We start from the raw sequence: 21,407 nt of genomic DNA, 5'->3' as shown, positions 1-21,407 counted from the left end.
TTGTCTTAACGCAGCCACGCACGATCAGGTATGTCTGTAATCAACATATGTCCTGGTGCATGGCTAATGGCAAATGGGATTTTCGAGTTCATGATTGCCGCTTGAGGCGTTACACCACATGCCCAAAATACTGGAATTTCACCCTGTTCAATACGTGAGGCATCACCAAAATCTGGCTGATTGATGTCACGTATGCCCAAACTTTCAGGATGACCAATATGTACGGGAGCACCATGAACACTCGGCATACGCGCCGTAATTTTTACAGCCTCAGCTATTTGATGGGCAGGAATTGGGCGCATAGAAACCACCATATTTCCTGAAATACGTCCAGCAGAAAGGCATTCGATATTACTCAAATACATTGGTACATTAGTCTTGTCATGGATATGACGCACTTCAATCCCCGCTTCTTGCAAAGCTGTTTCAAAGGAGAAACTACAGCCAATTAAAAAAGTCACTAAATCAGGATGCGCGTTATAAAGCTCACTCGCATCAGTAAGCTCATCAACCATTTCACCGTCTTTCCAAACACGATATCGTGGAAAGTCAGTGCGAATGTCTGAGTCAGTAGCCAATCGCGAGTGGTATACGCCTTCTTCCAAAACGTCTAACACAGGACAGCTTTGTGGATTACGCTGTGCGTACAACAAGAAGTCATATGCCCAGTCTTTGGGTACAGAAATCATATTCACTTGGGTCATTCCAGCAGCCATTCCTGCTGTGGGTTGATCAAAACCCGCACGAATTTGTTGTCGCGCATCCAATGCCGCTTTGAGTTGAACTGGATCGACTTTAATCTCTTTAAACATGTGTTTTGTCCTTATTGTTTTATGCACAAAATGAACGAACTTGAATGTCGTTTTTTAACAGCTCAGCTTTAATCGCTGCGGACATTTCTAGTGCACCTGCGGTATCACCATGCAAACAAATCGTATCGGCTTGAATCGGGGTAAAGACACCATCAATTGACTCAACCCCGCCATTTTTTAACATCGCAACCACACGTTTTGCCACAAACTCTGCATCATGCAAAACAGCACCCTCTAAACGGCGTGAAACCAGTGAGCCATCACGGTTATAAGCACGATCAGCAAAGGCTTCTGAAACCACTTTTAGACCTGCCTGACGTGCTTGTGCAACCAAATTTGACCCAGCCAAAGCAACCAGTACCAATGCTGGGTTATACATTTTAATGGCTTCAATCACGGCTTCAGCTTGTACAGCATCTTTGGCAATGGTGTTATACAACGCCCCATGCGGCTTGACATATTGCACTTTGGAGCCAGCAACTTTTGCCAAACCGTCAAGTGCCGAAATTTGATAGAGCACATCTGCAATCAGCTCGTCTTGAGACAGATCCATATTACGGCGACCAAAACCAACCAAATCTGGGTAGGAAACATGCGCACCAATCGTGACATCTAACTTCACCGCTTGTTGAAGCGTTTTCAATATTCCCAACGGGTCACCTGCATGAAAGCCACAGGCAATATTGGCGCTACTGACCACAGGTAAAATTTGCTCATCATTGCCCATTTTCCATGAGCCAAAACTTTCACCCAAGTCACTATTTAAATCGACATACATTGTGATCATTCCTTTTCAATTGAGTGTGAAGTTGATTAGAGCTTGGTGAGGTAATTAAATACCGTCGTGAATGACATATAACCCATCCACCATGTGAGTAAGCAGGTTAATACACCCAAAACCAGCAACCATTTTGGATAATTATAATTACCCATCATGTCTTTACGACATGCCGCAACATAGACAAAAATCGTTAAACCAATTGGTAATACCAAACCATTAAAACCACCCACAAAGATCAGTAAGCCCGCTGGTGTTGCACCTAGAATCACGTAAAGCAACAAGGCTAAAGAGATAAAGCTAATGGTGAGGTAGTTGGTATGTTTGGTGGTTAAGTTCTGTTTAAATGCGGACATAAATGAAACCGAGGTATAGGCTGCACCAATTGTGCTACTGATTCCCGCTGCCCAAAAAATCAAGCCAAACAGTTTAAAACCAAATGTACCCGCAGCATATTGGAATGCTTGCGCAGCTGGGTTGGCATCGTGACTTGCTAAATCGATATTTGCGCCGCTGACCACAACCCCTAAGAATGCCAAGAACAATACATAACGCATGATCCCAACCACCACAATACCTTTGGTTGCGGCTCTGGCCACTTCATCAATATTTTCTGGTCCTACAGCACCTTTGTCCAATAAACGGTGCGCGCCTGCGTAGCAGATATAACCGCCCACTGTACCGCCAACAATGGTTGTAATGATGGCGAAATCAATTTGATCAGGTGCAAAAGTTTGTTGAACAGCTTGCCCCACAGGTGGCATGACAATAAATGCAACGATCACGATCAAAACGATTTTGAGTAACCCCAAAATAATCATGCTCTTGTCCATCGCCAGTGTGGCTTTTCTGGAAGCAAAAATCAGAATTGCCAAAGCACCACTCAGCACGCCGCCGACCTTGGTATCCAACCCAAAGAGTGCATTTAAGCCCAGTGCAGCACCTGCAATGTTACCGATACTAAAGAAAAACCCACCTAAAATGACCAGAAATGCGAGTAAGTAACCGCTCCCCGGTAAGGCTTTATTGGCAATATCTGAAGCACGCATTTGCGTTAAGGTGACCACACGCCAAATGTTTTGCTGCACAACGTAATCAATAATGATTGAAACTAGGATTGCAAAACCAAATGCAGCACCTAATTTCACTGTAAATACAGCGGTTTGGGTTAGAAAGCCTGGCCCCATCGCAGACGTTGCCATCATAAAGATAGATGCAACAATTGCCCATTGACGGTCAGACAAAAAAGAAGATTTCAATAAAGACATGTGGGCGTTCCTCATCCATTTGAGCTTAATCAACACTATTTCAAGTGAAACAAAGAACATCTATTTTTCTAAAATACGAAATTCTTTAATCCTTTAAACTTTTAAGATTTTCTGGTTATGCTGAACCAAATCTGTATTTCAAATAAAAGCATAGGAGAAGATCGGCCACAATAAGACTTTATCCAAAATTCATTAAACATAAGATATTGAATTTATATGTTTTTATTATTTTTAAAATCATTTAATAATGAATGTTTATCAGTTTCTATAAGTTCTCATTATCAATATTTCATATTTTTGCAATTTTTAAATCAAAACCAAAGCTGCATAAAATGCCGTTTTATTGTTCATTATCTAATTTTATTATTCAGCTTTTTCATGGCATTTTCCGAAGTTAAAACCGCTAAATCCGTCAACTTTTCTTTTAATGCGGTGTTATTGCCTTGTGTATAGATTGCGGTAAAGTGGAATGTCTTTAATTGGATTGGCGTATCCAAAATTTCCAATCGCCCATCTAAAATTTCTTTGATTGCCGTTAGTTTAGGTACCACTGCAATCCCTAAGCCTTGTTCAGCTAAACGTAATAATGTGACCAATGAATAACTTGTGATGGATAGCGGTTCATCGATCTTCTGTTCTTTCATTTTGGCTTTGAGCTCTTTATAAGGATAGGTAATTCTTGGATAGGTTAAAATGGTATGCGACATCAATGTCCGCAATGACATCTGCCCGATTCCACCTTTAAATGAAGGTGATGCCAGAAAACTTAATTCAAAATCACACAATGAGCGTTCTATACATTCAAAAGGCAAAGTTGGTCCCAGTAAAAACGCCATATCCAAATCACCGATGCGTACGCCTTCTTGTAAATCTGGAGTTAAATTCACCACGATTTCGATGGAAACTTTGGGAAACTCTTGCTGGACTTGCTCCATATACTCCACTAGCCAAGTATGGACAATCGTTTCGGAAACCCCCAAACGAATCGTTCCTGTTAAATACTGACTTTCTGTGAGTTCAGCCACCAAGTCTGTTTCCAGTCGCATAAACTTTTCAGCATATTTAAATAAGGTCATGCCCTTATGCGTGGCTTTGATTTGACGAGAACTGCGATCAAGCACTTTAAAACCGAGATCATTTTCAATCGCAGTAATTTTTTGAGAAATTGCAGGCTGTGTCGTTTGAAGCTTTGTTGCGGCTTTATTAAAACTGTTTAAAGTCACCACCCAATAAAATGCTTCGAGGTTTTTTAAGTTCATAATCCATTTTAACCCACAAATTTAGCGCTTGCGTTATGCAAATCCTTTGCCAATATCACTGCTATGTGTGAATTTACACCTGATTCAGCACACCTCAGCCACCCATATTTCACATCCGTTGCATCAATAATGCGGAGGACGATTGGTCATTGGGTCAAATGCTGCAATACCTTCTGACAAATCAGCAGATTCTATACGTTGGTAAATTAACTGCATTTGTTTTTTTAAATCAGCGATTTCCAAGCTTTGTTGCGCCACTTGATCATTTAATTGTTCGACTAAATCATCTAAAAATGCAATTCGGACTTGCAAATCTTCTATGGGTGCGGAAAATGACGCCTGATCATCAATATTTTTATGTTTAGTCATTTTTAGTCCTCAGTGTGGGATGTTTAGGAAACCGTATGGCCTATATTACTATAAGGGATGTCCAACTTGCGTTTGGTGGACCTGCCCTGCTCGATGGCGCAAACTTCAATTTAGAACGAGGCGAACGAGTCTGTCTGATTGGTCGTAACGGTGAAGGTAAGTCTACTTTACTCAAACTGATTGAGGGAAGTTTATTGCCTGATCAAGGTGAAATTGCATTACAAAATGGTATTACGATTTCTATGCTTGCTCAGGATGTACCGATGGATTCGGGCAAAGTTGCAGATATTGTTGCCGAAGGTGCAGGAGAAGCCGCGCTTGTCCTAAAAGAATACCACGAAGCCAGCGATGCTTGTGTATTAGGTGATATGGAAGCTTGTGATCGTATGGGCAACCTACAACATAAGCTGGATTTGCTCGATGGTTGGGCCTTAGAAACCAAAGTAAATTCTATCTTGAGCAAAATGGGCTTAGATCCTGAAGCGGATTTAGCTGATTTATCAGGCGGGCGTAAACGCCGTGTACTTTTAGCACGTGCATTGTTGACGCAACCTGACGTTTTATTACTTGACGAACCAACCAACCATTTGGACGTAGAAAGTATTGAATGGTTAGAGAAATTCTTACTCGATCAAAACAATCTCACCCTATTATTTATTTCCCATGACCGCGCTTTTGTTGACAGTATTGCGACACGTATTGTGGAGTTAGATCGTGGTGTTTTACGTAGTTATGAAGGTAACTACTCACGCTACCTCGACCTAAAAGCACAGCAAATGGAAGCTGAAGAAAAGCAGAATGCACTGTTTGATAAACGCTTGGCTGAAGAGGAAACTTGGATTCGTCAAGGGATCAAAGCACGTCGTACCCGTAACGAAGGTCGTGTACGTGCATTAAAAGATTTACGTGAACAATCTAAAGCACGTCGCTCACAACAAGGTAAAGTGAGCATGGCGACTCAAGAGGCAAATCGTTCAGGTAAATTGGTCTTTGATATTGAACACTTAAGTGTGGCTTTTGGTGATAATGCACCAATTATTAAAGATTTCTCTGCGTTAGTACTGCGTGGCGACCGTATTGGTTTAGTCGGTGATAATGGTGTAGGTAAAACCACCTTGATTAAAGCCATTTTAGGTGAACTTGAACATGGCGGTTCGGTAAAAACAGGTACACAGCTTGAAGTGGCTTATTTTGACCAATTACGTAATGCGCTAGATCTTGAAAAATCAGTAATGGCCAATGTGTCTGAAGGCTCAGACTTTGTCGATGTTAATGGTGGTCGCCGTCATATCTACAGCTATTTACAAGACTTTTTATTCTCGCCTGAACGCGCGCGTACTCCAGTAAAAGCACTTTCAGGTGGTGAGCGTAACCGTATCCTTTTGGCGAAGTTATTGCTTAAACCGTCTAACCTTATTGTGATGGATGAGCCAACCAATGACTTAGACATGGTGACTTTAGAATTACTCGAAGAGATGTTGAGTGATTATAAAGGGACTTTGTTATTGATCTCACATGACCGTGCATTTATGGACAATGTTGTGACATCAACCTGGGTATTTGATGGTAAAGGCAATATCGATGAATACATTGGTGGCTATCAAGACTATCTAGAACAACGTCCAGATCAACGTGTTGTCGATCAGAAAAGTGATGTAAAAAAAGCCATTGCGAAAGCGGAAGCTGCTGCGACACCTGCTGAACCAGCCGTTAAAAAAGTGAAGTTGAGTTATAAAGATCAACGCGCTTTAGAACAGTTACCCGCAGAAATTGAAGCTTTGGAAAAAGAACAAGCTGAACTGACTGCAAAACTTGCTGATGGTTCTTGGTTTGTGACTGATGCAGATGCAGCCACCAAAGCGTCGCAACGACTTGGTGAGATTGATGAACAGCTGCTTGAAAAAATGGAGCGTTGGGATGCATTAGAAGAAATGACCAAAGGTTAATTCTTCTAAAATCTTTAAATAAAAACTCCGCAAATATGCGGAGTTTTTATTGAGCCTGCCGATATTGAAACCAACAACATTGATCAATCATCTTATAGATATACAACACATATTTTCAGCTTTATGTATTAACCAGATTTAAAGACATTGGAACATAACGTAACCCATGATTTCCAATGGTTTCATCTTTCACCACAAAGCCAAATCGTTCATAAATAGGTTGTGCATTACAGCTTGAATTTACCGTAAATACTGAAACACCAGACTTTTGCACCTCCTGCAAGATAAAGTTCCACATTGTTCGGCCAATTCCCTGAGCTTGCTTCTCTTTCGATATAAAGAAATGAACCAAATGGGCAGGATTCTTATACGCAATAACACCGATCATCTGCTGATGATCGCTATAAACAAAATAGTGAATTTCAGGATTCTCAAGCATTTTTTCAATCATACTTGCGCAAAACAGTTGTCGCCCACTGTCATTAATTGCAAATTCATCAATAAAAGGCGCAATCAATTGGGTAATTGCAATTAAGTCCTTTGTGGTTGCTCTTCTGATTGTTTTATTCATGTGAGGCACATTTCAATAGTGGAGTAGCAGTAAAAGATCAAAATGCTAAACTTAAGTCTGTAATCAGCATTTCGTTATCTAAATAATACTTGAAATGATATATAACAGACTCTTTCATTTTTAAAAATAAACGCACTTATTTAAATGGCTTAATTCAAGTTAAAATGACGGCAATACTTTACTGATTAAAATTAAATAAAACTTAAAAAATCAAAGCACTTACCATTCCCCACTCATCTTACCAATGATCATTTCATTTATACTGAATTTCGCTACAAGCACTTCATGATGTTTCCATACAAATCCACCAAGATATGATTATCGAATCTAGTTCAGATCTCGAATTATTTAGTGAGAATATGATCATGAAAAAAGTTACATCATTACTTGTTGCAGCATTCACCACAGCAATTTTCGCAGGTTCTGCAATGGCAGCAACTCCAGCACAGCATTCGACTCAAGCGGTTAAAACCCATCAAATGCAAAAACAACATAAAGCTGGTCATAGCCAAAAACACCATGCCGCTGCACAAAAATCAGCAACAGCAAAAAAAGTAGAGGGTAAAGCAGCAACCAAATAATCCACTTTAAAACGTTGTTTTTAAAACTGTCGCTTTATAAAATTATGATCCTCATGCTTAAAAGCTACACCAACAGTGTAGCTTTTAAATTTTCAGCGAATGCTCTGGATCGCTTCAAATCCATTCGCTACTTTAAACCGAATTTTTCAACAGGTTTGATTAACCATAAAGATAATTTTCTTAATAAAATATCAAAAAATTGCTGTTGTAACATCCAGCAAGTCAATACAGATAAACCAATACAAATCCCAATTTCCACAAAAATATTAAAATCCAGTTGCCAATAGCGTGCAATCAACATCACAACAAAACCATGTAGCAAATACACCGCCAAGGTGTTTTTTCCAAGTTGCACACAGCCAATATTCAATAATTTTGTCCATGCAAACATCGCGAAAATACCCAAACTCGACACCAAAAGACAGCCTATTCTGATCCAAGTACCATCCCACATACTTACCTTAAGTTGCTGATAACTTAAACTGCCATATAACCAAAATGGGTTGATTTGGGTGAAATACACCAAGCTTGCAATACCCATCACGATGAATCCAGCTAAAATTTGAGTGAATTTAAATTGCTGAATTTTCTCGACAATAGTTTTGCCATAAAGTGCACCCACAATAAAAAATGGAAAGAAGCTAAAAATTCTTCCGATTGAGTATTGGTAATTGTTCCATGGGCTTAAGCCGACACATAAAGCAAGAATCAGTGCAATCAGCAGTGCAAATTTTGTTTTTATCAAAAAATGGCTAAGCGTTGTCCATACCATCATGCCCAATAGATACCATAAGATCCAATAAGGTCGTTCAAACACATTCCAATTGAGCTGAAATTTACCTGACCAGATGGCATCAAATGCAGGAAATAGAATTTGAAAGGGTAAATAGAGCGCGACAAAAAATAAAATATTCTTAAACCATTTACTGTCTTTAAACAACATGCCCGAAATAAAGATAAAAGCAGGCATATGTACAAAATAAATCGTACCTAATAAGACATGATCAATCGGATCTTTCCAACCGATCATGCGTTCTAGAAAATGCCCGAGAACCACAAGAAATATCAGTGTTGCCTTACAACTGTCTAAGTAGGTATCTCTCATCGCAAGGTTGTCTAAAATAGTCAGTGAATAACTGCGATTATATACCTAAAACATGCACTTGCTTTTGATCAATCTCAGCAAGATGCTGGCGATAGATTTTAAAATTTTCCAAATCAAAACACACGAAACTGACTTCCTCTAAGTTGTTCCTCTGGCTTAAAAATTCAGTCACGCTGTTTATGGCGATAAATGCTGCCTCTGATTTAGGAAAACGATAAATCCCTGTTGAAATATTCGGAAATGCCAGTGTTTTTAGCTGATGTTGCTCAGCGAGTCTTAAGCTATTGAGATAGGCTTTCTCAAGAAGTTCATTTTCAGCATGCTGTCCATCTTGCCAAGTGGGGCCCACGGTATGAATCACATAATTACAGGGCAACAACCCCGCTGTGGTAATCACTGCTTCACCAACTGCACAACCACCCTGTCGAGCTCGGATCTTTTGACAATCCTCCAAAATAGCAGAACCACCTTTTCGATGAATTGCACCATCCACACCACCACCGCCAAGTAACGAGGTATTGGCAGCATTTACAATTGCATCCACCTTTTGAACTGTAATATCACCTTGAATTAACCGAATTATTTTCACGTCATGCTTCCTTGCGTATCCTCAATGAGAGTGAATGACATCTTGAATTTTCTTCTTTAAACCGCTTCATGCTACACTCCTTTCAGTTTTAACTTCCCCAAAATTTACAAAACTGCTATGAGTAAAAAGCATCAATACGAGCCTGGAAAATTTTATTGGGCATTTTTACATCCGAAATATTGGGGAATCTGGATTGCAATTGTATTTTTGATGATGCTCGCGATCTTGCCTTGGGCAATTCAGTATCGCTTAGCGACATTGTTGGGCAATATTGCCTTTGATCGACTAAAATCACGTCGTGAAACAACAACACGTAATTTAGAAGTCTGCTTTCCAGAATGGTCACCTGAGCAAGTCATCGACAACTCAAGACAAGTCTTTGTTGATCAAATGATTGGGGTCTTTGAAACTTTAAATGCATGGTATTCACCACAATGGTTTAAAAACCGTGTCAGCATCCAAGGTCTAGAGCATATTCAACAGGCCAAACAAAATGGTCAAGGCATACTGTTACTCGGCACCCATAGCACCATGCTTGATGCTGGTGGTTATTTATGCGCACAATTTTTTGAACCCGATGTGGTGTATCGCCCACAGAATAATCCTTTACTCGATATGCTGATTTATCGTTGTCGTGCAACGATTTATAAAGCGCAGATTGATCATGATGATATGCGTGGATTGATTCGCCATCTGAAAGAAGGTGATGCGATTTGGTATAGTCCAGATCAGGATTTTGGATTAAAACAAGGGGTGATGGCTCCCTTTTTTGGTACGCCCGCTGCAACAGTAACAGCGCATCGACGTTTATTGAAAATATCAAAAGCTGTCGCAATCCCACTGTATTTTTATCGTGATGGTGATATCAAAGATCCAAAATATCATGTGCTTATTGAACCTGCTGTTGATCCATTACCCAGTGAAGATGAAATGGATGATGCGATTCGTGTCAATAAAATCATTGAAAATCAACTGCGGATCGCACCGACACAATATATGTGGTTTCATCGTCGCTTTAAAACACGTCCAAAAGGCTACGAGAAAATCTATTAAGTTTAAGTGTTTTGTTTTAACAATCAGGAGATATAAAATATCTCCTTTTTTATTTTGGTCATCTCGCGTCTAAATAGCATCGTTCATGGCGAACTGTGTCTAGTTACACATGCCCACTTTTTTGATCAAACAAAGCGAATTAAGATTTATCAATAATAAGCTGAATACATTCAAATTTAAGGAAAATAAAACAATGAATATCACCAATAAAGTTCTTTTTTCATGTTTGATCAGTTCCTGTTTGATGTTTGCTGCATGTTCTGAGCAAAAAGCAGATATCGCCCAAAACAAAACCTCAGAAACTACGTCTAGTGCAACAACTCAAGGCAATTGGAAAAGCAAAGCGACTGAACTGAGTACAGCCAATGCAACAGAGATTACAACAGACTTGGCTCAACTTAATCAGATCGTCAATCAAGCAAATACTCAAGCACTTCAATTAAGAGCAGAGCTTCAATCAGCTGCACCCCAACCTGAAAAACGCCAGCAGATTTTACTCAAAGCCAATGATATACAAGCGACAACTCAACAACAAATCATGGCATTAAATTTAAAAAGTAGTGAAGTACAAAGTCTACGCACACAGATGATTGATAATTTAATCACCAGTCAAAAAATGTATACGCTTTCAACAGCCTCAGATTTTAATGCAAATGCACCCAGTGATGAATTTAAGCAACTTGGTAAACGTTCAATGGCACTTCAACAAAAAATTTCTGCTGAAATGGACGCCTTAAATCAAGATTATGGAAAATAAAAAACAATCTGGATCATAAGCAGGTTAAGTAGAAAGACCTAACCTTTCCATACCCGAAAACGTGCCATCGCCCAAATCACATAAGGCCAAAAAATCATATTGACTATGCTATGGATACTTTCCCAAATACGCCAATAACCTCTACCAAAAATATCTGCGCGTGCATTAAAGATTTCTATTACAAAGGCAAGTACCACTGTGGCGATAATCGCAAGATTTGATTTAAGTTGTCTTTTATGAATTGCAGCAACAATAAAATAGATGATTAAACCTGCATAGATAAATAAAGCATCACTACTTAAACCAGTAAAATGTTTAAGACTTGAAGCAAACTCTTGAACTTTTGCGAGAAACATAGCCACTCTTTTTTATTTTCAATCTTGTCTATTCTAAATTATATACCATAAATAAAGCATAACCCGAGTTCTGCATCCTGCAAAACTCGGGTTCATGAGGTTGTGCTTTCACATCTTATTCTTATTTTCTTGGTTATCCATTCCAACATCAAATCCTTGATGATTGCTCCATCGACTTCGTCTTCCTTAGTGAGATTTTCCGTTCTCATTCCCTGTGTCGATAAGTAAAGATTAAAACGAATATGCTTTGCATGCTATCCGCTTAGGGCCTAAATCCATGTAAGTAATTGCTTACAAAAATCAGCCATTTTTTAATTTTATTGTTAGACAATCAGGTTCCAGCTTTATAACTTTGCGCAATTTCATCAGTCACCAACTTCTCCTCTTTCTCTGCTTTTTCAATCCCTTCCTGAATTGCCTCTTGCGCTTCCCTTTCATCTGCATCAGTTTGCTCTAACTCTTCTTGAGTTTGCTCAAAAATACGCCCTGTTTGTAATACCACATAAATCGGAAAATGATCTGAACCCACATGAGGCAGTCGTTGCATATGTACTAAAGCAAAATCTGTACTGTGAAATAAATGATCCAAAGACCATCTTAAAAATTTATAGTCAGCATGGAAGGTGTTGATATATCTGCGCCCCACACGTGGATCAAGCAAACCACTGATACGTTGAAATAAACGTGTTGTGCGTGACCAAGCAACATCGTTTAAATCACCCATAACAATACAGCTCTCATCCAAGTCTTTGATCTGATCCCCCACAATAAGCAATTCAGCATCACGTAAAGTCGAGTCTTTGGCTTCTGTTGGGCTTGGTGGTTTGGGATGTAAACAATACAGTTGCACCGCTTGCCCAGATGGTAAAATCACCGTGGTATGAATAGACGGAATTTCATCACTGAGGATGAATTTAACCTCTGTATCGACCAGCTTGAGTTTGCTATACAAATGCATCCCATAGAGATTGTCTAAAGGTATCGCCACACGATAAGGATAGTCTTTTTCAATTTGAGCCAATTCATTTTGCCAAGTTTGATCAGTTTCAAGTGTCAAAACAATATCTGGCTGGTGCTGTTCAATTTGCTCAAGCAATAAGTGATATTGATCATTCGGTGTCAGCACATTCGACACAATCACTGAAATTTGCTGATCAGGATTAAGCTGATCTTTGCTCACCTGTTTGACTTGTTTCTTCCAAATGAAGGTATAAGGCAAAACCATCTTTAATTGAAAAGCTAAGGCAGCTATCAATAAAAATAAAATCACTTCACGAGCCAAGTCCCACGGCGCTGTCCAAAACAACATCAAGACCAAGGCAATCAAACCAACAAATAATATCTGCAAGCGTGGAAAATCAGCACATCTAAACCACCATTCATCACGGGGAATCAGTGACCAGAAACTTAGCCAAATCACGATCAACGCAAGTACTTCTATCCAGATCATATTTTGTCACTCTTATATTCTTAATTTTTGAATGATTCATAAATTAATATCAATTTTGCATGTATCATAAACAAGATATATTGCACAATATAGTTGTGTTTTCATTGTGTATGCTATTGCAGTTACACACTCTTTTGATACACTCAAACCCCCTTTTATTTTTTAACGCACCGAGGCAAAGTGACATGAAAGTAGGTCTGGTCGGTTGGCGCGGGATGGTTGGTTCTGTCCTTATGCAACGTATGGTTGAAGAGAATGATTTTGCTCATTTTGAGCCATTCTATTTCTCTACCAGTAACGCAGGTGGTGAATCGCCTGCTTTTGGTGGTAAAACTGCTCCAGCACTTATGGAAGCGACGGACATTACCAGTCTGAAGCAAATGGATGTCATTATTACCTGTCAAGGTGGCGACTATACATCAGAAGTCTTTCCTCAGCTAAAAGCTGAAGGTTGGAAAGGCTATTGGATTGATGCAGCTTCTACATTACGTATGGATGATGAAGCAATCATCGTACTCGACCCAGTCAACTTAAATGTTATCAAAGACGGTTTGGTCAATGGTATTAAAACATTTGTTGGCGGTAACTGTACGGTTTCTTTGATGTTGATGGGCATGGGTTCACTGTTCCAACACAATTTGGTGGAATGGATGACGGCGATGACGTATCAAGCCGCTTCAGGTGCTGGCGCGCAAAACATGCGTGAGCTGATCACAGGTATGGGGTATTTATATAACAATACTCAAGACTTGTTAGATGATCCACGTTCTGCGATTTTAGACATCGACAGCCGAATTGCCGAATTACAACGTGGCGAAGGTTTCCCGAAAGCAAACTTCGGTGTGCCTTTAGCGGGTTCGTTGATCCCTTATATTGATAAGCAACTTGAAAGCGGTCAATCTAAAGAAGAGTGGAAAGGTCAAGTTGAAACCAACAAGATCTTAGGGAATGCTCAGATTGTTCCAATTGATGGTCACTGTGTACGTATTGGTGCAATGCGTTGTCACTCTCAAGCATTAACATTGAAATTGAAAAAAGATGTTCCGCTTGATGAGATTGAAGACATGATTCGTCAGTCTAACCAATGGGCAAAAGTGGTTCCAAATACACGTGATGCATCAATGACGGATCTTACTCCAGTCGCTGTAACAGGAACTCTATCTGTGCCAGTAGGTCGTTTACGTAAATTAAATATGGGTAAAGAGTATTTAGGCGCATTCACTGTAGGTGACCAATTACTTTGGGGTGCTGCTGAGCCTTTACGTCGTATGTTACGTATCTTAATCGACTATAAAAATGCTTAAAGTCACAAAAAACTCATAAACAATGAAAAAGCCGATCTATCTTGATCGGCTTTTTTATGTAACTATATTTATGTAACTCTAATGTTAATATTTTACATATAGACTACAGCTAAATATTGTATTATGGGGATGCCTTGAACTTTGTCAGAGCAATGGATAGAGATGACTGTATATAACAAATTAAAAATTGCCATTTTAGCCATCATGACGTCGCAAGCGGTGAGTGCGATTACAATAGACCCGATCCAAGTTCAATCAGGGGCTGGTGATCTGCTTTATGCTGAAATGAAGTTTAGTAATGCAAATCCAAATGAAAAAATAGAAGTCGGATTAGCTGATGCAGATGATATTCAAAATATTGGTATTTCCACGCAAGCACCTGGACATTTAAATTTTTATACTCGTCGTTCAGGAGATGGCACTGGGGTGATTGTGATTACCTCTTCTCGTCCGATTGTTGAGTCTGAATTAAATATATTATTAAAAGTCAAAGAAGGGAGTGCGACCCATATTCAGCAAGTCAAAGCCCCATTGACCCGTGGGCGTAGTAACGTTCCTGCTCCAATGAGCAATGCTTTAGTCAAAGAAAAGCCTCTGACACCTCAAATCATCGTCAGCGAAAAAGATATTGCATTAAATTTACCAACCAGCACGCAATACCACGTGACAACGCCAGAAGTCGTAACTCCACCAGCTATGGCAACCAAAGCAACGACGACAACGGATTCAGCTGGTACTTTAGCAATTAATGTGATTGCACCACCAGCTCTCAAAACAGAACAAAAACCAACCACAGTTGCGACAAAAACACCGCCTGCGGCTACAACCAATACTCCGAACTCTCTTCAAAGCAATCATCAAAGCAGTGCTCAGAATACCCCACAAACAATGGCGGTAACTGTACAACAAGTGCCTCAGCCACCAACCGAAAAAGCACCAGTGCAATCTACAAAAGCTCAGACCCCACCCGCTAAATTAGACGAGCAAAAAGCAGAATCACAAAAGCCAAAAGATTCCAAAGCTGAGACCAAGCAAGCAAAATCGAATGAGTCTCGCGTAGAGAAATCGAAAGCGGAGTCACAAAAAGCGCTTAAACAGGAAAAAGCCAATAAAGCATTAGATAAACAACCTAAGCATATTGTTCAGGCCAATGAGTCACTGTGGAAAATTGCATCTCGGATTGCAGCAGAAACCAATCAAAGCGTTCCAGAAGTGATGCGACAAATTAAAGCAAATAATGCCAATGCGTTTATTCAAGGTGATGTAAACCGTATTCGTCGTGGTGCTGCGCTCAATCTTGCAGCAAGCTATCGTCAAATACCACAAAGCAAAAATAAAGTTGCAACGGCTGCACCTGAAATTGCCAAAAAGCAATCGGGTTCTGCCAAATATCGTTTAGACCAAGCAGAAATGAGTTTAGTCGCAGACAATGAACAACCCGCTGCTCAGAGTCAAGGAAAGCAAAATACACAGTTGAATCAGACCACTACTGAATTATCTACAAAAGTTATGACTTCTCGTGAAAAAACGGTTAAATTACAGAAGAATGTGAACCAACTTGCAGCAGGTTTACAACAAAAGAATCAGCGAATTCAATTATTAAATGCTCAGCTCGCTCAATTGCAACAGCAATTACAACAGCAGAATGCAAAAAAACCAAATAGTTAGGATATTCAAAATATTGATTCATTGTGCTCAATGAAGGGGAAATAAAATGTTGTTGTATGTGATTCCATTTGTTCTACTCTTGGTCGTGGCGATCGTGCTCAAAAAACGAGAGGATGCCAATAAAGAGAGCGCCAGTACCAATAACAAAAAAAGTAACAATAAAAAGACGTCAAAGAAAAATGTTGCACGCACTGCGCGTACCTCAAAAAAACAACAGACCACTGTTGTTGAAGATGAAGTTATTGTTAAACAAGCAACAAAACCATTAAGCCCTGAATTAAAAAGTAATATTGAAAAGCTGATTGCTGAGAAAAACTATTTCTCTGCTGAAGCAAAAATCAATCAAGTTTTAAACCAAGACAATGCTCAACATGAACTTTATCTTTATCTTTTAGATGTGCATCTGGCACAAAAAGATGAATTTGCAGTGAATCAGTTGATTAATCATATTCGTTCATTGGGCTTAGACGAAATCGTCATTCAAGCCGAAGAACGACGAAAAGCCAATCAAGCTGATCAGCCAGTTGAATCGATTGCTTTTGAGCCATCAAGCCCTGTCGTGCCAGAAAGCAAAAATACAGCTGCCTTTGATGCCTTGATTGAAAATACAGAAACAATTTCACAACCCGCTGTATCTAAAACCGAAACGCAAAATCTGGCACAAGTCGATGCGCTAGAATTCGATCATTCAACGCTTGTTGAACAGAAAGTTGAGACACCGCAACAACCTGTTCAGCCTTTAGAATTTAATCTAGATCCTGCACCTGAAAAAACACCAACAGCAACACCTGAGCTTTCTTTTGAAGTAGTTCCTCCTGCCCCAGAAATTAAAACTGAAACTGTCAAACCGTTAGAGTTCACGTTTACAGCAAATGAACCTACAGCAGCTCCAGTTGAAAAAGCAGCAGAAGTTGAAATCGCACCAGAATTCAAACTTGATTTTGCTGAACCGATTACGCCAGTAGCTACTGAAGAAAATACACCAGTACGTGATTTTGAATTTAAACTCACACCTACTGAACCAGAAACACAGCCTACTTTTAGTTTTGATTTAGATCCAAAACCTGAAACAGTTGAGCAAGTGCATAGCACAGCAACACTTAACCTTGAAACGCCTAGTGAAGCTGAAACCAGTCTGGCCATAGATGTAAACGACCCATTACTCCATTCATTCCCTGAGCTGGCTCAAGTGAATGAAGTTCAATTAAATTTAGACCTTGCTCAACAATATCTAAATTTGGGTGCATACGCTTCCGTTCGTGAGCTACTCTCACAAAATGAAGTAGCGTATACCGCTGAACAACGCCAACAATCACAAAATTTACTCAATCAAATAGCTTCTTAAATCTATTCGTCTTAAGATAAAGCAGTCATGAATGGCTGCTTTTTTATTATGAACAAAAAAATTGCTTTAATTTACATGGGTGGAACTTTTGGCTGTATTGGCGAGCCTTTAGCGCCGATGCCTGATGCTGAGTTTATTCCCCAACTCAAAAAAGTCTTAGCACCTCAGTTTAAAATTGAGTGCTTTAAGGCGCCCAGTATTAAAGACAGTAGTGCATGCACGGCAATTGACTGGCTTATGCTGATTCAACAAATACAAAGCCTACAACTCCAAAATTTCCAGCACTTTGTCATTATTCATGGTACAGATACGCTCAGTTATGCTGCGGCGACCTTATCACGCTTTTTAGCTGAGTCCTGTCATGTCGTCCTTACTGGAAGCCAATATCCACTGCTCAATATTCAAGGGGACAATACTCGAGAATTCACCGATGCGCTGGATAATTTAAATACCGCACTGGATGCCGTTACTCGACTTCCTTTAGGCGTGTATTTGGCTTTCTACCATCAAGTGATTCATGCAAGAACCACATTAAAAGCCCATAGCACTGCTTTAGATGCGTTTAAAGGACTCAAAGCCGAACAACAAATAGCGGTAGATCATTCCGTCATTCAGGTACAACTTTCACATATTGAAAAAGCCAAATCGCTCAATATCATCAATTGGATGATGGTGCCGACTGAAATATTACAGTTTGAACATAATCTGGAAATTTTCTCCAAACATGCTCCGCATTTCCTGATTATTCAAGCTTATGGGGTAGGTAATTTAGCCATAAATGCGGGCATTATCCAAAAAATTAAAAGCTTGCAGGAAAATGGCTGCCAAATCATTTTATCGACTCAAGTGCCTCTAGGTGGCATGGATCAACGCTATGCGATTAGCCAATGGATCAAAGATTCAAAAATTTTAGTCAGTGATGCACTGAGCCAAGCAGATCTTTATGCCAAAATTGTTAAAATTTATTTACAATACCCCTCTTCGGAACAATGGCATGACCATTGGTATGATCATCCTGAATAGAGGTATTTATGCAACGTTTTGCAATTGGTATTGAGTTTTGTGGCATGCGATATAAAGGTTGGCAAACTCAACAGCCTGGCGTACGTAGTATTCAGGAAACCATGGAAAAGGTGCTCAGTAAAATTGCCGACGAGCCCATTATTTTACATGGTGCAGGTCGTACTGACGCGGGTGTCCATGCGACCAATATGGTGGCCCACTTCGACACCAATGCTATTCGCCCTATACGTGGCTGGTTAATGGGTTCAAATAGTCAATTGCCCAAAGACATTTCAATCCAATGGATTAAAGAAATGGATAACGATTTCCATGCACGCTTTAAGGCAAAGGCACGTCGTTATCGTTATGTGGTCTATCAATCGGCAAATCGCCCAGCCCTGTTACATAAACAAGTGACACATGCCTATTATCCACTCGATGTGGATAAGATGATTGAAGCGGCGCAAAAATTTCAAGGTACGCATAATTTTGAAAGCTTTCGTGCTGCGGCATGTCAGTCCAATCAACCTGTACGTCATGTCAAACATTGCCGCTTAATTCGCCATGGCAACTATCTAGTTCTCGATATTCAGGCAGATGGCTTCTTACACCACATGGTACGTAATATCATGGGCTGCTTACTTGAGATTGGCCAAGGTCTATATGAAGTGGATCATATTGATGAAATTTTTGCGGCACAAGATCGTAAAGCGGCAGGAATCACCGCGCCACCAGATGGACTTTATTTTATTCATGCAGATTACCCAGAACAATTTGAATTGCCTCAACCACCGTTAGGGCCACATTGGTTAAATATGCCTGAATAATTTTTGCGGCTACATATAAAAAATCCTTCTCAATAGAAGGATTTTTTATATTAAAACTGTTCAGTTCATTTCCCGCAAACATACGAATTAACGCTGTTTACGCTTTCTATATTCCACAGGCGTTTCATTGGTCCAGCGTTTAAATGCGCGGTAAAAAGTACTTGGCTCAGAGAATCCAGTTAAATAAACAATACGTTCAACACTTTCAGTGGTATTGGCCAATAATTTCTTGGCTAAGCGACAACGATAATCTGAAAGAATTTGCTGAAAGCTGGTGTTGGCTTCCGAAAGCTGTGTACGTAAACGACGTGGGGTAATGCTGAGTTGTGCAGCAACAGTTTCAAGGGTTGTTTCACCACTTTCCAAGGTTGAGCCTATCGCGCGGCGTACTTCACCCACTAAATCATAACGTGCAAGCTCTTGTAGTTTTTCAATTGCAAGTTGTTCATGCAATTGCAATAACTCAGGCTCCGCTTGCCACAATGGATATTCTAAAATTGATGGATCAAAATAAAGACGCGTCTCTTTTTGACCTAAACTGACAGGACAACCATAAACACGATAATACTCACCATCAGAAGCGCCATTGGTAAAATTAAAATCGATGTAAATCGGTTCAAAACGTCCTTCAGTGATAAATTTAAAGAAGCGTAAAATCCCTGAAATAGCACATTCTGAAAAATGACGATTAACGATGTTCTCCCCCCAAGGTTGTTCGCCATTGGTTAAATAACAACGTCCATCGTCATCAATGATCAGTTTGGCATGAAATGCATCGCTAATTAAACGTTGATAAGCCAAGGCACGCTTTAAGCCTTCGCCAAAGTTTTCACTTGAAATAAACAGGTGTTCGATTACTTGCCCACGATACAGTGGCAAGTGCTCTCCGAGGTGTAAACCAATATCTGGATCATTACTGACTTCCTCCGCAGCGACCCAAAATGCAAATTGTGCATTCAACGGTGTTCGAGCATTTTGGTCAACCTGACCCAATGCTACCCCAGCCTTTGATAATATTTCTTCTGTCGGCAATCCTGCACGACGGATCGCTTGATAGCCTAATCGTAAAACAACCGAAGCATCAGTTAGCTGACTCACGCAGTGCCCTTCCTTGTATGTTATTCATTTATACTTAAAACATTTAATTTAGATTACAGTCGATTGACCAAACTGACAATATTTATCCGCTTTTTTTTGTAGAAATTGTTTAACAATATGTTCGCTTATTTTCAAGTCATCTACCGCCTTGTAATGCCGAATATTCTTGTCTTTCTGCAAAAAATTGCCTATAATTTGCGCCTTTCCAATTTGATCATCAGGTAGGCTATGGCCAATAAAGAGGAACTTATCGAGTTCGAAGGCGTTGTCACCGAAACGCTTCCTAATACTATGTTCCGTGTGCGTTTAGAAAACGGTCACGAAGTGATTGCTCACATTTCTGGTAAAATGCGTAAACACTATATTCGTATTTTAACAGGCGATAATGTAAAAGTTGAAATGACACCATATGACTTAACAAAAGGTCGTATTACATATCGTGCACGCTAAGTTTTAGTGTAAGCAAAAGCCACTTTTAGGTGGCTTTTTCATTATCCACAAGATTTACCCTCCTGCTTACGATCTTTTATCGTCTGGCAACTATACATCTGACACATTAAAATCTGTTTCCTATACCTATTTATCATTTGTAATCCATTTACTTCAAAGTTGATAGCACTAATTTGTTCTAAATTTTAATACAACTGATCTTTTCACAGCTTCACCAGTCCAGTCTGTTTGATGCTTTTTTAGTAAAATCTATACCACTTGGTTTGCCCAGCAAAAGATCTAGATACATATGCGTGTATATTTATTATACTAAGTAGAGATCATTTCTAAATTAAGTTAACTATGGATCAGGTGAAGCTTATGAAAATACATGTATGTATGTTTTTATTGGCATCTATTGCACTTGTTGGATGTAAAAGCTTAAACACCCGGCCTGCAAATTTAGATCAATATTTACAGCAATTCATTGGTAAAACCAGTGCTGAAATTCAAAGCAATTTAAATTTTAAGGCAATGGGATATCAGGTAAGCGATAAAGTCCAAACCAGTAATAGCACCTTAAGCTATACCATCCTTAGACCAATCAATATCCCAATGGCAGGAGGCAATGCGACTGTAGGCCCTAATGCAATGGGTATGCCAGTGATTCGTTATGATACGATGGGCACGCCAAGCTATGATATTAATTTTAATTGTAAAGTCACTTTTCAATTAAAAGATGGTGTTGCTGAATCTATCGAGTATTTAGGTCGAGCCTGTTAGCTGTTTAAAGCGAATCTAATACCCATCGGTATAATGGCGAGAATATGGATAGACTTT

General features: G+C 39.6%; 21 protein-coding genes and 1 pseudogene. 11 read left to right on the top strand and 11 right to left on the bottom strand.

From position 1 onward, the window contains the following. Positions 1-5: 5 nt before the first annotated feature. From M2R48_RS02220 to M2R48_RS02200, 5 genes and pseudogenes are all read right to left on the bottom strand, one after another. The gene (locus M2R48_RS02220; protein WP_004818813.1) at positions 6-812 is read right to left on the bottom strand and encodes a putative hydro-lyase; all 807 of its coding nucleotides are present in this window, start codon (positions 810-812) and stop codon (positions 6-8) included. A 19-nt stretch (positions 813-831) separates the two neighbouring features. Further along, positions 832-1,590 carry a LamB/YcsF family protein gene (locus M2R48_RS02215; RefSeq protein WP_262084965.1) on the bottom strand — a complete coding sequence of 253 codons (759 nt, stop codon included), beginning with the start codon at positions 1,588-1,590 and terminating at the stop codon, positions 832-834. Positions 1,591-1,625: 35 nt separating this feature from the next. Further along, positions 1,626-2,877, bottom strand: a pseudogene (locus M2R48_RS02210) (NRAMP family divalent metal transporter). A 331-nt stretch (positions 2,878-3,208) separates the two neighbouring features. Continuing rightward, on the bottom strand, positions 3,209-4,117 hold the full coding sequence (mumR, locus tag M2R48_RS02205) for a LysR family transcriptional regulator MumR (RefSeq protein WP_004818810.1): 909 nt from the start codon (positions 4,115-4,117) through the stop codon (positions 3,209-3,211). 123 nt (positions 4,118-4,240) lie between these two features. Then, a complete protein-coding gene (locus tag M2R48_RS02200) occupies positions 4,241-4,486 on the bottom strand; it encodes a SlyX family protein (RefSeq protein ID WP_004718047.1) in 246 nt (81 codons plus the stop codon). A gap of 35 nt (positions 4,487-4,521) precedes the next feature. On the opposite strand from M2R48_RS02200, the gene M2R48_RS02195 reads away from it, so the two are divergent. Continuing rightward, the gene (locus M2R48_RS02195) at positions 4,522-6,432 is read left to right on the top strand and encodes an ATP-binding cassette domain-containing protein (RefSeq protein ID WP_262084964.1); all 1,911 of its coding nucleotides are present in this window, start codon (positions 4,522-4,524) and stop codon (positions 6,430-6,432) included. A 121-nt stretch (positions 6,433-6,553) separates the two neighbouring features. Here the strand turns inward: M2R48_RS02195 and M2R48_RS02190 are convergent, their stop codons facing one another. Continuing rightward, positions 6,554-7,003: a GNAT family N-acetyltransferase gene (locus M2R48_RS02190; protein ID WP_262084963.1), complete on the bottom strand. Its 450-nt coding sequence runs from the start codon at positions 7,001-7,003 to the stop codon at positions 6,554-6,556. Between the two features lie 365 nt (positions 7,004-7,368). Between M2R48_RS02190 and M2R48_RS02185 the strand changes: the two genes are divergently transcribed. Next, a complete protein-coding gene (locus M2R48_RS02185) occupies positions 7,369-7,584 on the top strand; it encodes a hypothetical protein (RefSeq protein WP_224964682.1) in 216 nt (71 codons plus the stop codon). 127 nt (positions 7,585-7,711) lie between these two features. On the opposite strand, the gene M2R48_RS02180 is transcribed toward M2R48_RS02185, so the two are convergent. Further along, the gene (locus M2R48_RS02180; RefSeq protein WP_262084962.1) at positions 7,712-8,689 is read right to left on the bottom strand and encodes an acyltransferase family protein; all 978 of its coding nucleotides are present in this window, start codon (positions 8,687-8,689) and stop codon (positions 7,712-7,714) included. 37 nt (positions 8,690-8,726) lie between these two features. Beyond that, entirely contained in the window at positions 8,727-9,278 is a 552-nt protein-coding gene (locus M2R48_RS02175; RefSeq protein WP_262084961.1) for an O-acetyl-ADP-ribose deacetylase, read from the bottom strand. A 117-nt stretch (positions 9,279-9,395) separates the two neighbouring features. On the opposite strand from M2R48_RS02175, the gene M2R48_RS02170 reads away from it, so the two are divergent. Both M2R48_RS02170 and M2R48_RS02165 read left to right on the top strand, forming a co-directional pair. Further along, complete coding sequence (locus tag M2R48_RS02170; protein ID WP_262084960.1) at positions 9,396-10,331, top strand: lauroyl acyltransferase; 936 nt, start codon at positions 9,396-9,398, stop codon at positions 10,329-10,331. 193 nt (positions 10,332-10,524) lie between these two features. Next, entirely contained in the window at positions 10,525-11,088 is a 564-nt protein-coding gene (locus M2R48_RS02165) for a hypothetical protein (RefSeq protein ID WP_262084959.1), read from the top strand. 38 nt (positions 11,089-11,126) lie between these two features. Here the strand turns inward: M2R48_RS02165 and M2R48_RS02160 are convergent, their stop codons facing one another. Next, the gene (locus tag M2R48_RS02160; protein ID WP_209828099.1) at positions 11,127-11,444 is read right to left on the bottom strand and encodes a hypothetical protein; all 318 of its coding nucleotides are present in this window, start codon (positions 11,442-11,444) and stop codon (positions 11,127-11,129) included. 331 nt (positions 11,445-11,775) lie between these two features. Continuing rightward, on the bottom strand, positions 11,776-12,894 hold the full coding sequence (locus tag M2R48_RS02155; protein WP_262084958.1) for an endonuclease/exonuclease/phosphatase family protein: 1,119 nt from the start codon (positions 12,892-12,894) through the stop codon (positions 11,776-11,778). Between the two features lie 185 nt (positions 12,895-13,079). Here M2R48_RS02155 and asd point away from each other — a divergent pair, with 185 nt between their 5' ends. The 5 genes from asd (at position 13,080) to truA (ending at position 19,040) form a co-directional block, all read left to right on the top strand. Next, a complete protein-coding gene (gene asd, locus M2R48_RS02150; protein ID WP_004718072.1) occupies positions 13,080-14,198 on the top strand; it encodes an aspartate-semialdehyde dehydrogenase in 1,119 nt (372 codons plus the stop codon). A gap of 162 nt (positions 14,199-14,360) precedes the next feature. Then, positions 14,361-15,866 carry a hypothetical protein gene (locus tag M2R48_RS02145; protein ID WP_262084957.1) on the top strand — a complete coding sequence of 502 codons (1,506 nt, stop codon included), beginning with the start codon at positions 14,361-14,363 and terminating at the stop codon, positions 15,864-15,866. Between the two features lie 46 nt (positions 15,867-15,912). Then, positions 15,913-17,211 (top strand): hypothetical protein, encoded by a 1,299-nt coding sequence (locus tag M2R48_RS02140; RefSeq protein WP_262084956.1) that lies wholly within the window; start codon positions 15,913-15,915, stop codon positions 17,209-17,211. A gap of 48 nt (positions 17,212-17,259) precedes the next feature. After that, positions 17,260-18,234, top strand: coding sequence for an asparaginase domain-containing protein (locus tag M2R48_RS02135; RefSeq protein ID WP_262084954.1), 975 nt, complete (start codon positions 17,260-17,262; stop codon positions 18,232-18,234). Positions 18,235-18,242: 8 nt separating this feature from the next. Beyond that, entirely contained in the window at positions 18,243-19,040 is a 798-nt protein-coding gene (truA, locus tag M2R48_RS02130; protein WP_004718082.1) for a tRNA pseudouridine(38-40) synthase TruA, read from the top strand. Between the two features lie 87 nt (positions 19,041-19,127). Here truA and M2R48_RS02125 read toward each other — a convergent pair whose 3' ends face one another. Further along, positions 19,128-20,138, bottom strand: coding sequence for an AraC family transcriptional regulator (locus M2R48_RS02125; protein WP_004818793.1), 1,011 nt, complete (start codon positions 20,136-20,138; stop codon positions 19,128-19,130). A gap of 228 nt (positions 20,139-20,366) precedes the next feature. On the opposite strand from M2R48_RS02125, the gene infA reads away from it, so the two are divergent. Both infA and M2R48_RS02115 read left to right on the top strand, forming a co-directional pair. After that, positions 20,367-20,588, top strand: coding sequence for a translation initiation factor IF-1 (infA, locus tag M2R48_RS02120; protein WP_004718087.1), 222 nt, complete (start codon positions 20,367-20,369; stop codon positions 20,586-20,588). Positions 20,589-20,948: 360 nt separating this feature from the next. Beyond that, positions 20,949-21,350 carry a hypothetical protein gene (locus M2R48_RS02115; RefSeq protein ID WP_262084952.1) on the top strand — a complete coding sequence of 134 codons (402 nt, stop codon included), beginning with the start codon at positions 20,949-20,951 and terminating at the stop codon, positions 21,348-21,350. The last annotated feature ends 57 nt before the right edge of the window (positions 21,351-21,407 follow it).

It is taken from the genome of Acinetobacter sp. I-MWF (assembly GCF_025433935.1).
GTDB lineage: Bacteria > Pseudomonadota > Gammaproteobacteria > Pseudomonadales > Moraxellaceae > Acinetobacter > Acinetobacter guillouiae.
The sequence above is the reverse complement of the archived record's forward strand: the minus strand, read 5'-3'. Positions and strand labels throughout refer to the sequence as shown.

Bases quoted from the DNA above. Each gene is read 5' to 3' on its own strand.
- M2R48_RS02220 (WP_004818813.1), bottom strand. From the start codon at position 812: ATGTTTAAAGAGATTAAAGTCGATCCAGTTCAACTCAAAGCGGCATTG.
- M2R48_RS02215 (WP_262084965.1), bottom strand. From the start codon at position 1,590: ATGTATGTCGATTTAAATAGTGACTTGGGTGAAAGTTTTGGCTCATGG.
- mumR (WP_004818810.1), bottom strand. From the start codon at position 4,117: ATGAACTTAAAAAACCTCGAAGCATTTTATTGGGTGGTGACTTTAAAC.
- M2R48_RS02200 (WP_004718047.1), bottom strand. From the start codon at position 4,486: ATGACTAAACATAAAAATATTGATGATCAGGCGTCATTTTCCGCACCC.
- M2R48_RS02195 (WP_262084964.1), top strand. From the start codon at position 4,522: ATGGCCTATATTACTATAAGGGATGTCCAACTTGCGTTTGGTGGACCT.
- M2R48_RS02190 (WP_262084963.1), bottom strand. From the start codon at position 7,003: ATGAATAAAACAATCAGAAGAGCAACCACAAAGGACTTAATTGCAATT.
- M2R48_RS02185 (WP_224964682.1), top strand. From the start codon at position 7,369: ATGAAAAAAGTTACATCATTACTTGTTGCAGCATTCACCACAGCAATT.
- M2R48_RS02180 (WP_262084962.1), bottom strand. From the start codon at position 8,689: ATGAGAGATACCTACTTAGACAGTTGTAAGGCAACACTGATATTTCTT.
- M2R48_RS02170 (WP_262084960.1), top strand. From the start codon at position 9,396: ATGAGTAAAAAGCATCAATACGAGCCTGGAAAATTTTATTGGGCATTT.
- M2R48_RS02165 (WP_262084959.1), top strand. From the start codon at position 10,525: ATGAATATCACCAATAAAGTTCTTTTTTCATGTTTGATCAGTTCCTGT.
- M2R48_RS02160 (WP_209828099.1), bottom strand. From the start codon at position 11,444: ATGTTTCTCGCAAAAGTTCAAGAGTTTGCTTCAAGTCTTAAACATTTT.
- M2R48_RS02155 (WP_262084958.1), bottom strand. From the start codon at position 12,894: ATGATCTGGATAGAAGTACTTGCGTTGATCGTGATTTGGCTAAGTTTC.
- asd (WP_004718072.1), top strand. From the start codon at position 13,080: ATGAAAGTAGGTCTGGTCGGTTGGCGCGGGATGGTTGGTTCTGTCCTT.
- M2R48_RS02145 (WP_262084957.1), top strand. From the start codon at position 14,361: ATGACTGTATATAACAAATTAAAAATTGCCATTTTAGCCATCATGACG.
- M2R48_RS02140 (WP_262084956.1), top strand. From the start codon at position 15,913: ATGTTGTTGTATGTGATTCCATTTGTTCTACTCTTGGTCGTGGCGATC.
- M2R48_RS02135 (WP_262084954.1), top strand. From the start codon at position 17,260: ATGAACAAAAAAATTGCTTTAATTTACATGGGTGGAACTTTTGGCTGT.
- truA (WP_004718082.1), top strand. From the start codon at position 18,243: ATGCAACGTTTTGCAATTGGTATTGAGTTTTGTGGCATGCGATATAAA.
- infA (WP_004718087.1), top strand. From the start codon at position 20,367: ATGGCCAATAAAGAGGAACTTATCGAGTTCGAAGGCGTTGTCACCGAA.
- M2R48_RS02115 (WP_262084952.1), top strand. From the start codon at position 20,949: ATGAAAATACATGTATGTATGTTTTTATTGGCATCTATTGCACTTGTT.